This is a genomic window from Vagococcus humatus (assembly GCF_003950325.1).
Lineage (GTDB): Bacteria > Bacillota > Bacilli > Lactobacillales > Vagococcaceae > Vagococcus_C > Vagococcus_C humatus.
Genome location: NZ_PXZH01000001.1, coordinates 121,800 through 135,231 on the forward strand (window position 1 = coordinate 121,800; position 13,432 = coordinate 135,231).

General features: G+C 35.2%; 15 protein-coding genes. 12 read left to right on the plus strand and 3 right to left on the minus strand.

The genetic code is table 11. The features are described from left to right. The first annotated feature begins 164 nt into the window (after positions 1–164). Positions 165–2,324, plus strand: a complete 2,160-nt coding sequence (locus C7P63_RS00640; RefSeq protein ID WP_125942228.1) for a peptidoglycan D,D-transpeptidase FtsI family protein — start codon at positions 165–167, stop codon at positions 2,322–2,324. A gap of 129 nt (positions 2,325–2,453) precedes the next feature. After that, complete coding sequence (gene rpmG / locus C7P63_RS00645; protein WP_125942229.1) at positions 2,454–2,603, plus strand: 50S ribosomal protein L33; 150 nt, start codon at positions 2,454–2,456, stop codon at positions 2,601–2,603. Positions 2,604–2,699: 96 nt separating this feature from the next. Here the strand turns inward: rpmG and C7P63_RS00650 are convergent, their stop codons facing one another. Beyond that, entirely contained in the window at positions 2,700–3,440 is a 741-nt protein-coding gene (locus tag C7P63_RS00650) for a class I SAM-dependent DNA methyltransferase (RefSeq protein ID WP_125942230.1), read from the minus strand. A gap of 175 nt (positions 3,441–3,615) precedes the next feature. Between C7P63_RS00650 and C7P63_RS00655 the strand changes: the two genes are divergently transcribed. From C7P63_RS00655 to galU, 9 genes are all read left to right on the plus strand, one after another. Beyond that, positions 3,616–4,377 (plus strand): rhomboid family intramembrane serine protease, encoded by a 762-nt coding sequence (locus C7P63_RS00655; protein ID WP_165863732.1) that lies wholly within the window; start codon positions 3,616–3,618, stop codon positions 4,375–4,377. Positions 4,378–4,572: 195 nt separating this feature from the next. Beyond that, on the plus strand, positions 4,573–5,739 hold the full coding sequence (locus C7P63_RS00660; protein WP_125942232.1) for a cation:proton antiporter: 1,167 nt from the start codon (positions 4,573–4,575) through the stop codon (positions 5,737–5,739). A 91-nt stretch (positions 5,740–5,830) separates the two neighbouring features. Continuing rightward, complete coding sequence (locus C7P63_RS00665; RefSeq protein WP_125942233.1) at positions 5,831–7,012, plus strand: ROK family glucokinase; 1,182 nt, start codon at positions 5,831–5,833, stop codon at positions 7,010–7,012. A 23-nt stretch (positions 7,013–7,035) separates the two neighbouring features. After that, on the plus strand, positions 7,036–7,428 hold the full coding sequence (locus C7P63_RS00670) for a rhodanese-like domain-containing protein (RefSeq protein WP_125942234.1): 393 nt from the start codon (positions 7,036–7,038) through the stop codon (positions 7,426–7,428). Between the two features lie 148 nt (positions 7,429–7,576). After that, positions 7,577–8,512 (plus strand): HPr(Ser) kinase/phosphatase, encoded by a 936-nt coding sequence (hprK, locus tag C7P63_RS00675; protein WP_125942235.1) that lies wholly within the window; start codon positions 7,577–7,579, stop codon positions 8,510–8,512. 12 nt (positions 8,513–8,524) lie between these two features. Next, positions 8,525–9,352, plus strand: coding sequence for a prolipoprotein diacylglyceryl transferase (lgt, locus tag C7P63_RS00680; protein WP_125942236.1), 828 nt, complete (start codon positions 8,525–8,527; stop codon positions 9,350–9,352). Next, positions 9,352–10,014, plus strand: a complete 663-nt coding sequence (locus tag C7P63_RS00685; RefSeq protein WP_125942237.1) for an HAD-IA family hydrolase — start codon at positions 9,352–9,354, stop codon at positions 10,012–10,014. The genes lgt and C7P63_RS00685 overlap by 1 nt, the downstream gene beginning before the upstream one ends. Beyond that, a complete protein-coding gene (locus C7P63_RS00690) occupies positions 10,011–11,054 on the plus strand; it encodes an NAD(P)H-dependent glycerol-3-phosphate dehydrogenase (protein WP_125942238.1) in 1,044 nt (347 codons plus the stop codon). Before C7P63_RS00685 ends, C7P63_RS00690 begins: the two co-directional genes overlap by 4 nt. After that, positions 11,039–11,962: a UTP--glucose-1-phosphate uridylyltransferase GalU gene (gene galU, locus C7P63_RS00695; protein WP_125942239.1), complete on the plus strand. Its 924-nt coding sequence runs from the start codon at positions 11,039–11,041 to the stop codon at positions 11,960–11,962. Before C7P63_RS00690 ends, galU begins: the two co-directional genes overlap by 16 nt. 59 nt (positions 11,963–12,021) lie before the next feature. Here galU and C7P63_RS00700 read toward each other — a convergent pair whose 3' ends face one another. Together C7P63_RS00700 and lexA are read right to left on the minus strand one after the other, a co-directional pair. After that, positions 12,022–12,213 carry a hypothetical protein gene (locus C7P63_RS00700; RefSeq protein WP_125942240.1) on the minus strand — a complete coding sequence of 64 codons (192 nt, stop codon included), beginning with the start codon at positions 12,211–12,213 and terminating at the stop codon, positions 12,022–12,024. A gap of 122 nt (positions 12,214–12,335) precedes the next feature. Beyond that, entirely contained in the window at positions 12,336–12,956 is a 621-nt protein-coding gene (gene lexA / locus C7P63_RS00705; RefSeq protein WP_125942241.1) for a transcriptional repressor LexA, read from the minus strand. A 133-nt stretch (positions 12,957–13,089) separates the two neighbouring features. On the opposite strand from lexA, the gene C7P63_RS00710 reads away from it, so the two are divergent. Next, positions 13,090–13,338: a DUF896 family protein gene (locus C7P63_RS00710; RefSeq protein ID WP_125942242.1), complete on the plus strand. Its 249-nt coding sequence runs from the start codon at positions 13,090–13,092 to the stop codon at positions 13,336–13,338. Positions 13,339–13,432: the final 94 nt, after the last annotated feature.

Below are 13,432 nucleotides of genomic sequence, written 5' to 3' on the forward strand. Positions count from 1 at the left end.
TTTGAATAGAGCAACTACATCTGTTAAATCCTTTTAAAAATGTTATAATATATCTATTCTTTAAGTGAATTTATTTAAAAACTATTAAACTTACGGAGGAACGTATCTGCTCCTCTCTTTTTTATGTAAAATAAAAGTGATCATATTTTGGAAGGAATTAAACAATGAGTCGAAAAACTACTAAAAAAAGAAAAAAACAGCCATCACAATCTCTTTTTTTCTGGAAGAAAAAGAAGAATTTTTTTGATAAAGAACAGACTAATCAAAGCTATTCTCAAATTCCTTTTCGTTTAAATTTTCTCTTTTTTATTGTCTTTATTTTGTTTGTTTCTTTAATTATTCGTCTTTCTTACTTACAAATTACAAATCATAATTTTTTTGTGACTAAAATTGAAACCTCTCAAAAAAATGTTGTGCAAGGAAATGCGCCTAGAGGCATGATTTATGATGAAAAAGGTAAAGTACTTGTGAATAATAAAGGAAATCAAGCAATTATTTACACGAAAAAAGTAGGAACTACTAATGAAGAAATGCTATCTATTTCTAAAAAATTAACTAGTATTTTAACTATTGAGCCAGAAGAGTTAACGGAAAGAGATCGAAAAGATTTTTGGCTAGCAGATCCTAGTCATTATAAAGAAGCTAAAGCCAGATTAAGTCCTAAACAGTTGAAAAATAAAAAAGGGGAAGAGTTATCTGGAGGAGAGCTTTATCAGCAAGTCGTCAATCAAGTGTCGGCAGAAGAAGCTAATTTAACTGAGGACCAGTTAAAAGAAGCAACGATTTACAAAAAAATTAACGGTGCTTACTCTCTGACTCCTGTTTTTATTAAAAATAAAGAGGTAACACCTGAAGAAATTGCGATTGTAGGAGAGAATAAAAAGGCGTTACCAGGAGTATCAACAGGAATGGACTGGGAACGAGATTATCCAGCTGGTGACTCTTTACGGTCGATTTTAGGAACAGTGTCTTCTGAAAAAATGGGCTTACCAGAATCTCATGTTAAAGAATTTTTAGCTCAAGGTTATGCTAGAAATGACCGAGTTGGGTTAAGTTATTTAGAACAAGCCTATGAACCTGTTTTACGTGGCACTAAGTCACAAACAGAATACACCATTAACCGACAATCAGAAATTGACGAACAAAAAGAAGTCTATGCTGGGGAAAAAGGTAAAAACCTAGTGTTAACATTAGATATTGATTTTCAAAAGAAAGTAGAAGATATTCTTAGGAAAAATTATCAAGTGTTGTTAAACAACGGTAAAGCTCGGTATGCAGAAGGGGCTTATGTAGTTGTTACCAATCCGAAAAACGGAGAAGTTTATGCGTTAGTCGGCCTTAAAAAGGATGGAGCGGGTGGTTTAGAGGACGATACATTAGGGACTATCACCAAAACCTTTGTGCCAGGTTCTGCGATTAAGGGAGCCACTGTAATGGCTGGGCTTGAAAACGGAGCGATTAGTGGTAATCAAGTAATGGTGGATGAACCAATCCAAATTGCTGGTAGTAATGTTAAACGGTCTTTATTTAACCCATCTAGTGCGGTTCCTCTTTCAGCTACGCAAGCGTTAATGATTTCTTCTAACGTGTACATGATGAAAATTGCTATGAGTTTAATGGATGTGACTTATCAATATGGGATGAGTTTGCCAGATAGAACCGATGTATTTGATACTTTAAGAAAGACTTACCAAAATTTTGGTCTTGGTACTTATACAGGAATTGACTTACCAGGGGAAGAGTTAGGTCTTTCACCAAGTAATCACTATGATAAAAAAGGTAACCTAAAAGATGGTCGGATGGCTAACTTACTCGATTTATCTTACGGAAACTATGATACTTACACACCTATTCAAATGGCCCAATATATTTCAACCATTGCCAATGGTGGGAAAAGAATTGCCCCTCATGTGGTACGTTCCATTCACGGAACAAGTGATGATGGAGGCTTAGGCCCAGTTGAAACTTATATAGAGCCTAAAGTTCTAAGTGAAATTGGAACTAAAGGAGAGTGGGATATTATTCATCAAGGGTTATATGATGTTGTTAACAGTCCTGACTACCGGCGAACTGGGGCAATGTTACAAGGTGGAAAATACGTTACTGCAGCTAAAACAGGAACAGCGGAAACCTTTGTCCCTAATGAGTCGGATCCTAAAAATCCAATTCCAACGATTAATAGTACCATGGTCGCTTACGCTCCTTATGATAATCCAGAAGTGACAGTGACAGTTGTACTGCCTCACTTAATGGATGACCAAGACAAACTAAATTCCATTATTACTAAAGAAGTATTGGATGCTTATCATGATTTTAGACACTAATTTTTTTGTAAAGTAATATTACTTAACAAATTTAGCCAAAAGGGTAGAAATCACTAAAAAAAAATGATATGATGTTCAAGTGAGTGATTTTAACACTCACAAAACTCTAGAAAAATTGGAGGGAATATCATGCGCGTAAACATTACTTTAGAATGTACAGAATGTAAAGAACGTAACTATCTTTCAAGCAAAAATAAACGTAACAATCCAGATCGTTTAGAAGTTAAAAAATATTGTCCACGTGAACGCAAAGTTACTTTACACCGTGAAACTAAATAATTGTTTTAAATGATAGCTAAAAACCTACCATGGTAAGGTTTTTAGCTATTTTTTGTTTACCTAATAAAAATTGACCTAATTTAAATAGAAGAGCACTTATTTTATAGCATGGATGGTAATGAGGGAAGCTTCAGGGTGTTGATTGTAGCCTAGGACTTGCTTAATAGTAGTAAAGCCTGCAGCTTTTAGTAAATAATCTAATTCAGTTACACCATACCAAGACAAAACAAAATGAGAAACTTCTGTTTCTGTGACTTGTCCTTCTTGAATAAGATCATAGCGATGGTAATAATCATAAGTTTGCTTATGCCAGTGAATATGATGAGAGTGACTAGTAAATAAGATCCCTTCTTCTTTTGATAAGGGAAGGTGATAGCTTTCCACTTGTCCAGGAAGAAAATCTACTGGAAAATCAATGTCGATAATTAACTCTCCGTTAGGCTCTAGTAAGTGGTAAAAATGAGTTAATACATCTAAAACCTGTTCTCTTTCTATTAAGCAAAAACTTCCTGTAGGCATGATAATACTTTGGTAGGTCTGATTAATAGTTAAACGAGTCAGGTCTTGATGATATAACTTAGCGGTTAACTTTTCCTTTTCTAAATGTGTTTGACAAATGTGAAGCATGTCAGCAGACAAGTCCACGCCTTCTATATCTAGCCCTGCTTGTAACAAAGGAATTAACATTCTACCAGTTCCTACTCCAGCTTCTAATATTTTACCAGTTTTATTTTTAAGAGCTGTTTGATAATAAGTAATATCTCCGCCAATAGAAAAGCCAACTGGTTTGGTTTTTTCATACAATAGGGAACTTAGTTTGCCGTATTCTTTAAACATGTTTTCCTCCTTATTTTAGTTATTATCTATAAGTTTAGAGGAAAAAAAGAGAAAAGGCTAGAAGTCTTTATCAAGTTGTTTAGTCATAACATTAAGTCTAGGTCAAATACTTTTATCTAGCTAGATAAGTATTTCATGTTAGAATAGGTGCATGACTCAAAAGAGGTGGGAAAAGATGATAGAAACAATTCAAAGAAAATGGCAGCAATGGAAAAAAGGACCTCTCATGGTATGGATTCTGATTATTCTTACTTGTGGTGTATTTTTAGGTATGACGCTTACTGGTTTACTCCAGGGACAAGGGTTAGATGGTTCTTATAATTCATATATTTTAATTCAATACGGTGCGTTGTTTCGTCCGTTAGTTTTATTACAACATGAATATTGGCGACTAGTATCTCCTATTTTTGTTCATATAGGGTTGACTCATTTAATTTTAAATATGTTTACTTTATATTTTTTAGGTCGTCAGCTAGAATTACTATTAGGACATTTTCGGTTTTTAGCTATTTATTTGTTAACTGGTGTGATGGGGAATTTATTTAGTTTAGCCTTTGCTAACCCTAATGCTCTTTCAGCAGGTGCTAGTACCTCTTTATTTGGCTTATTTGGTATTTATGTGACGTTAGGCCAAGTGTACAAGCAATTTCCTCAAATTCAAGCTATGTCTAAACAAATGCTGTTATTGATTGTGTTAAACTTATTATTTGCTTTACCGACTAATTTATTTGGTGGCTCTATTGATTTATATGGACATATTGGTGGGGTAATAGGTGGTTTGGCGTTAGGTTTAGTAGTAAGTTCTCCTTTATTAGAAAAAGTTTATCCAGTTAAATCTATTCGAAATCCTCATATCCGAATTATAGGTGGCATGATTTTTATCTTTTTCATTGTGGTCACGATTGCTTATACCTTTAAAAAATTTGGTCTCTCTTAGCAAGTCAGTGTTGACTTGCTTTTTTACTGGGGTAAAGTTGCAAAAGAATTTATTTTATGTGATAATTAACCAAGTATCCACATATATCGGTTGGGGCATAGGCCTTTCAAGGACACATTCTTCAGAGGGCGGGAAGAATATCACTTGAAGGAGTATGTCTATTTTTTTTGTCAAAAATGAGAAGGGATTGGAATTATGTTAGAACATTTTTTAGTCATGATGATTGCTATTTTATTAGGAACGAAGTTAGCAGGTCATCTGTGTAATCGAATTGGTGTGCCTTCTGTTATTGGAGAATTATTAGTGGGAATTATTTTAGGACCAGCTCTCTTAAACATTGTGCAACCAACGGAAATAGTGCAATTATTTGCTCAAATAGGTGTTATTTTATTGATGTTTTTAGCGGGGCTTGAAAGTGATTTGTTTCAGTTGAAAAAATATCTAAAACCTTCTGTTTTAGTAGCGATTCTAGGTATTTTATTCCCAATGGTGTTAGGTTCTTTAGTGGGACATTTGTTTGCTTTACCCGTTGTATCATCTATCTTTTTAGGAATTGTGTTCAGTGCAACCTCTGTTAGTATTTCAGTTCAGGTATTACGGGAGTACAATCGTTTAGATTCAGATGAAGGATCTGTTATTTTAGGCGCAGCCGTTGTAGATGATATTGTAGTAGTTTTAATTGTCAGTGTTTTTAGTTCAATCATTAATATGGGGAGCCAACTTCAATTTGATTTTGCTTTCTTTTGGAATTTATTAGGCTTAAAATTTCTATTCTTTTTAGTGATTTATCTGTTTGCTAAATTTTTATTGCAACCTGTTATGCGGTTAGCTAGTCGAGTAGTGGCGATTGAATCTCAAGCAGCCATGGCCCTTGTTTTATGTTTTGCCTTTGCTATTTTATCTGAAAAAATGGGTATGAGTGATGTCATTGGAGCTTTCTTTATCGGTTTAATGATGTCTACTCATCCATCACAGCCTAAAGTGCAAGAAAAACTAGATACGATTGGTTATGCCTTTTTTATCCCAATCTTTTTCGTGTCTATCGGATTAAATGTGGAATTTTCAGCATTTAAAGAACATTTTGGAATGATTGTGTTATTAACCTTAACAGGCATTTTATCTAAATTAGTGGGAGGTTATTTAGGTTCTCGTATGTCTCATTTATCTAAATCAGCTTCTACTATCGTAGGCTCAGGAATGGTCTCAAGAGGAGAAATGGCCTTAATTATTGTGCAGATTGGTCAAGCTCATCATTTAGTTACAGGTAGCGTTTATTCAGCTATTGTGGTAGCTATTATCCTAACCACCCTAGCTTCCCCCTTATTAATTAAGTATTCTATTGAAAAATTAGGGAAAAATTAAGAAGTTCTTGGAATAACATTGCCAAAGCTGTTAAGAATTAGGTATAATTCTTAATAGCTTTTCTTTTTACTATGAGAGAAAGAGGGATGACATGCAAACTCTTTACGATGTACAGCAATTATTAAAAAAGTTTGGTATTTATGTTTACGTAGGAAAACGCTTGTGGGATATTGAGATGATGGGAATTGAGTTGGAAAGCTTGTATCAAGCAGGTTTAATTCAACCAGTGACCTATGCAGCAGCAAAGCATGTATTGACTCAAGAACATGAAGCGGAATTACATAGAGAGAAATTGAAGGAGAGATTGGCTGTGGACAAAAAGTTATTAGGAATTGATTTAGGAGGAACAACAGTTAAATTTGGTATTTTAACTCGTGAAGGGATTATTCAACAGAAATGGAGTATTCCAACTAATATTGAAGACAATGGTTGTCACATTGTGCCAGATATTATTGCTTCTATCAATCACCATCTTAATTTGTATCAAATGACATCAGATGATTTTTATGGAATTGGGATGGGAACACCAGGAACTGTGGATCGTAAAAACGGAACAGTTATTGGGGCCTATAATTTAAATTGGACCACACTACAATTAGTAAAAGAAGACATTGAAAAGGGATTAGGGATGCCTATTGCCATTGACAATGATGCCAACGTAGCTGCCCTAGGTGAGAGATGGAAAGGGGCTGGAGATAATCATCCAGATGTGACCTTTATTACACTTGGAACAGGTGTTGGAGGAGGAATTATCGCAGAAGGAGAATTGCTACACGGTGTAGCAGGTGCTGCTGGAGAAATTGGACATATTACAGTAGATCCAACAGGCTTTCCTTGTACATGTGGTAAAAAAGGCTGTTTAGAAACAGTAGCCAGTGCAACAGGGGTTGTCCGAGTGGCTCGTCACTTGTCAGAAGAATTTTCAGGTGATTCACAGTTGAAGTATATGATTGACGACGGACAAGAAATCACCAGTAAATTAGTTTTTGACTTAGCCAAAGAAGGGGATAAATTTGCCCTTATGGTAGTAGACAAAGTGTGCTTTTACTTAGGCCTAGCTTGTGGTAATATTGGAAATATGCTAAACCCATCAGATATTGTCATTGGTGGTGGGGTTTCTGCTGCTGGAGAATTTTTAAGAGAGCGAGTGGAAGCTTACTTTAAAGAATTTACCTTCCCACAAGTTCAAGAAAGTACTTCGATTAAGCTAGCTAAATTAGGAAATGATGCTGGATTAATCGGCGCAGCCTCATTAGCATTTAAATTTGAATAGAGAAAGAGAAAGGAAGCTTTTGTGTGAAACCATTAACAGTTATTAATATTATTTTATTAGTTATTTTATTAGGAATTTTAGGAAATGAAATTTATTTGCGGATTATGGCAAAACGGGCGGCTAAGACGATTAAAGAAGAAGAATTTAAAGAATTAATGCGTAAAAGCCAAGTCATTGATGTCCGAGAAAAAGATGCTTTTGATGCAGGACATATTTTAGGTGCTAGAAACTTACCTTACTCAATGTTTAAACAAACCTATGAATCTTTAAGGAAAGATCAGAGTATTTTATTATATGATCAAAAGAAAACTATGGCAATTCGTGCAGCAAATATTTTAAGAAAACATGGCTACCAAAACATTTACATCTTAAAAGGTGGCTACAATGATTGGACAGGAAAAACAAAGAAAAAATAATTTAACTAGCGCAATACGTCATGTATTGCGTTTTTTTTATAAGGATCGCTTAAAAAAGTTTAGAGAAGATCTGGATTAAGGAAGTAAACTAGTCAGTCATGCTATTACATGATAAAATAAACACATAAAAGTGAAAGAGAGGATGACTATGTCAGAATTTGTAACAGTCAGTCAATTAGTTAATGAATTACGGTTAGAAGTAATCTGTGGAGATAGACATTTAGACAAAAAAATAACAACCAGTGATATTTCTAGGCCAGGTTTAGAGTTAACCGGCTATTTTAATTATTATCCTCAAGATAGAGTACAGTTGTTTGGCAGAAAAGAAGCGGCTTTCTCTGAAAAAATGACCCATGAAGAACGTTTAATTGTGATGAAACGCCTTTGCGGGAAAAATACACCGGTCATCGTTTTTGCTAGAGGTTTAAGACCACCAGCTGAAATGATTCAGGCGGCTAATGAAAAGGGAGTACCGTTAGTAATCTCGCCTTTAAGCACATCTCGTATTTCAGGGATGATGTCTAACTTTTTAGAAAGTAAATTAGCTACACGGACCTCTATTCATGGTGTCTTTGTTGAAGTTTACGGTTTAGGCGTGTTAATTCAAGGAGATAGTGGGATTGGTAAAAGTGAAACAGCTTTAGAATTAATCAAAAAAGGTCACCGTTTAATTGCAGATGACCGAGTAGATGTGTATCAACAAGATGAACGAACAGTTATCGGAGAGCCAGCTAGAATTTTAGAGCATTTAATTGAAATACGTGGGATTGGCATTATTGATGTCATGAATTTATTTGGAGCTAGTTCAGTGCGAGGTAGTGGCCAAATTCAACTGGTTATTTATTTGGAAAATTGGACAAAAGATAAAAAGTTTGACCGTTTAGGCGGGGCAGCTGAAACAGTTCAAATTGCAGATGTGGATATTCCGAAAATTTCTATTCCAGTTAAAACTGGTCGAAACGTGGCGATCTTAATTGAAGTCGCTGCCATGAACTTTAGAGCTAAAACCATGGGTTATGATGCGACTAAGACCTTTGAAAATAATTTAACGGCGTTAATCCAGGCGAATTCGGAAGACATGTAAGGAGTTAACAAAATGAATACATATATTGCACAAGTTAGTCCAATTGCTTTTCGTCTTTTTGGGCTAGAAATCCACTGGTATGCCATTATCATTGTTACAGGGATTATCCTAGCAGTAAGACTTTCTAGTAAAGAAGCTGTTAGGGTTGGTTTAAAAGAAGATGATGTGATTGACTTAATGTTTTGGGCTTTACCACTGTCTATTCTAGGGGCCAGGCTTTATTATGTTTTATTTGAGTGGGAGTATTTTAGTCAGTATCCTAGTCAAATTTTTGCGATTCGTAACGGAGGGTTAGCCATTTATGGCGGTTTAATTGTAGGCGGTATTGTGACCTATGTTTTTACTTATTATCGCCTTATTCCCTTTTGGAAATTTTTAGATATTGCTGCTCCTAGTGTGATGATAGCCCAAGCAATTGGCCGTTGGGGAAATTTTATGAATCACGAAGCCTTTGGACCTGAAACCACTCGGCATTTTTTAGAAAGCTTACAACTTCCAAGCTTTATTATTGATAACATGTACATCGAAGGGGCTTATCGTCACCCAACTTTTTTATACGAAAGTGTGTGGAACTTGATAGGCTTTGCCTTATTACTTTGGCTTAGAAATAAACCTAAATGGTTAAAAGAAGGCGAAGTGGCGTTACTATATGTGATGTGGTACTCTTTTGGTCGTTTCTTCATTGAAGGAATGAGAACAGATAGTTTGTGGCTATTTGGTGTAGTACGGGTGTCACAACTTCTTTCTCTCCTTTTATTTATAGGAGCAGGTATCTTTTGGTGGTACCGAAGAAAATATGTGGCGCCTCCTTATTATGACCGAAAGCAAGGTAATGTTTAATGAAAAAAGACGTAGTGTTATTTGATTTTGACGGTACATTGGCAGATACCAATGAACTGATAGCTCGGTCATATTTACATGTACTAGATCAGTATTTTCCAGGTAAGTATACCTTAGAAAGTGTGGTGCCGTTTAACGGTCCTTCTCTGGAACAAGTGTTTGGTCAGCTATTACCTGAAAAAGCTAGTCAAATGGTAACGGAATATCGGCAGTATAACGAGCAAATCCACGATCAATATATTAAACCCTTTCCTTATGTAAAAAATGTTTTACAAGAGTTAAAACATGCTAATATTCGCTTAGGGGTTGTTTCAACGAAAAAAAATCCGATTTTGTATCAAGGTCTAGATAAATTAGACATTCGGCAATATTTTGACATTGTACTAGGTAGTTATGATTACACCCAAGTGAAACCAGATCCTGAACCTGTTTTAACTGCTTTAAATCAGCTGTCGGTGACAGAAGCTGGCCGCTGTATAATGGTAGGAGATAATTGGCAGGATTTGGAAAGTGCTAGACGGGCAAAAGTGACGAGCGTGTTTGTTAGTTGGTCACAAAAGTCAATGGAGGATATTGCCCCTTATCAGCCTGATAAAGTGGTAGATTCTATGATAGAATTAAAAGAGTGGGTGTTAATGAATCAAAATGGAGGAAACCAATGAAACAAAAAGTTGCAGTTTTAGGAGCAGGTTCTTGGGGAACGGCTTTAGCTAAAGTATTGGTCGAAAATGGTCATGAGGTAACTATTTGGGGGAATCACCCAGAACAACTAGCTAAAATAAATCAAGAACATATAAATCAACCTTATTTGCCTAATATTCTTTTACCAGAAGAGTTAGTAGCTGAGGCAGACTTAGCTAAATGTGTGCAAAATGTTGACGCTGTTTTGTTTGTGGTACCAACTAAAGCTATTCGTTCAGTTGCGAAACAATTAGTAGAGGTGATGACTAGTCAACCAGTCATTATTCATGCAAGTAAAGGCTTAGAGCAAGGTAGTCATAAACGATTGTCAGAAGTGTTAGCTGAAGAAATACCAGCTAATAAACGCCAAGATATTGTTGTATTATCTGGGCCAAGTCATGCAGAGGAAGTTGCGGTGAAAGACATTACCACGATTACAGCTGCAAGTAAAAATGAAGACTATGCTAGATATGTTCAAGAGTTATTTATGAATGATTATTTCCGAGTTTATACCAATGATGATGTGATTGGCGTTGAAACAGGGGCTGCATTAAAAAATATTATTGCCCTAGGATCTGGTGCGATTCATGGCTTAGGTTTTGGAGACAACGCGAAGGCAGCAATTATGACACGAGGCTTAGCTGAAATTAGTCGTCTAGGAGTTGCTATGGGAGCGGATCCTTTAACCTTTATCGGTTTAAGTGGCGTAGGAGACTTAATTGTTACTTGTACCAGTGAACATTCTAGAAACTGGCGGGCTGGAGATTTACTAGGTAAAGGTCACAAATTAGAAGAAGTATTAGAAAATATGGGGATGGTGGTAGAAGGAGTATCTACTACAAAAGCTGCCTATGAGCTGTCCCGACAACTTGAAATAGAAATGCCTATCACCGAAGCAATCTATGCTACTTTGTATGAAGGAAAAAATGTACAAGATGTTGCTAAAAACATGATGTTACGGGAAGGTAAATCTGAAAAAGAATTTAGTCTTGGAGGGAATTTTTTATGTCACAACAAGTAAGAAAAGCGATTATTCCAGCAGCAGGCTTAGGTACACGTTTTTTACCTGCCACTAAAGCTATGGCTAAAGAAATGTTACCTATTGTAGATAAGCCAACCATTCAATTTATTGTAGAAGAAGCTTTAGCATCAGGAATTGAAGATATTTTGATTATTACAGGAAAAGCTAAACGCCCGATTGAAGATCACTTTGATTCAAATCTTGAGTTAGAGATGAACTTAAAGGAAAAAGGTAAAACAGATTTATTGAAGTTAGTAGAAGAAACTACCGGCCTTAACCTACACTTTATGAGACAATCTCATCCAAAAGGGTTAGGTCATGCTGTTTCTTTAGGTAAGGCCTTTGTCGGAAATGAGCCCTTTGTAGTCATGCTTGGGGATGATTTAATGACAGATACTATTCCTTTAACCAAACAATTGATTAATGATTACGAAGAAACTCATGCTTCTACCATTGCTGTAATGGAAGTTCCTCATGAGGAAACCTCTCGTTACGGAATTATTAATCCGGAACATATGGTAAAAGACGGCTTATATAATGTGAAAAATTTTGTTGAAAAGCCAAATCCAAAAGATGCTCCAAGTAATTTAGCTATCATTGGACGTTACTTATTAACTCCTGAAATTTTCGAAGTGCTTGAAAATCAAACACCAGGAGCTGGAGGAGAAATTCAGTTAACAGATGCTATTGATACTTTAAATAAAACACAACGGGTATTTGCCCATCAATTTACTGGTAAACGCTACGATGTTGGAGATAAATTTGGTTTCTTAAAAACAAGCATTGAATATGGTTTAACTCATCCAGAAGTGAAAGATGATTTGCATCAGTTTATTATTGAAACAGGTAAACGTTTGGAAAAAGAAGGCCAAAAAAATCAAACAGAGCAGTTAAAAACAGATAAATAAACCTCAAAAAAACCACACAATTAGGGGGGACCTGATTGGTGTGGTTTTTTTGAGGTTTATTAAGAGTGAGACATCATATGATGATCCTCACTAGTTTCTTCTTTTTGAATAAATTTTTGATATTTTGCCTCATCCCAAGTCATCATGAGTAAGATGAAAACAGGAAAAATAAAAATAATCGTATTCTTTCCAAAAAGTGCGCCAACTAATAATCCGGTCAATAACAAACTTAACTGTTTCAAACTGTTCATATTTTCTTCACCTCAGATTGTTTAAAATGAGAACAAATGTTCCTATAAAAATATTATACAAACGTTTGTTCCCTTTGTAAAGAAAAAAATAAAAATCGGTTAACTTCACCGATTTTTACTTACTATATGTGAGAACGATATAGACCTACTACTTTTCCTAAAATGGTAACATCTTTTAAAATAATAGGAGACATGGTTTCATTTTCTGGTTGTAAACGAATGTAATCTTTTTCTTTAAAGAATCGTTTACAAGTTGCTTCATCTTGATCAGTTAAAGCGATAATAATATCTCCATTTGAAGCGGTAGCTTGTTTTTTAACAATGACTTGATCTCCGTCTAAAATGCCAGCATTAATCATGCTTTCGCCACGTACTGTTAACATAAATAAGGGAGTTTCTTCAGTAGATAAGTCAGCAGGTAAAGGAAAGTAATCAGTTGCTTCTTCTACTGCTAAAATAGGTTCCCCGGCAGTTACTGTTCCTAAAATAGGAATAGCCGTTTGGCGAATACCAATTGCTTCTAAGCCACTAGGAGTAATTTCTAAAGCTCTCGTTTTTGAAGCATCTCTTTGTATATAGTTTTTTTTCTCTAAGCGAGATAGATGACCATGTACAGTGGAAGTAGAAGAAAGATGAACGGCTTCTCCAATTTCTCTTACAGTAGGGGGATATCCTTTATCATTTAACTGATCATAGATATATTGTAAAATTTCCAACTGTCGAGATGTTTTTTTTTCTGTCATAGGATGTTCCTCCTAGTCTTCATTTACCGCTAGTGTATCATAAATAGAAAAGGTAATCAAACAAATGTTCGGTTGTTTAGTTGTTGTATTTTAAAAAGAAGTAAGCTACTATATAAACGTTGGAGGGAAAATTATGCTATCAAAAGAAAAATTAAATAGAATTAATGAATTAGCTAAAAAAGCTAAAGGTGAAGGACTTACTTTAGAAGAGCAACAAGAACAAAAAAAATTAAGAACAGAATACTTAGAACAGTTCCGTAAAGGTATGCGTCATCATATCGAAGGGATGAAGGTGGTAGATGAACAAGGAACCGATGTTACCCCAGATAAATTGAAAGAAATTCAACGTCAAAAAGGCTTACATGGACGAGATAAAGAATAATTTGTTCAACCGTTTTCAAATATATATTGCTTTTTTACAAAAAAACAGGTAAAATGATAATAAAGGTAAAAAAAACCTAAAAGGTGAAAGGATG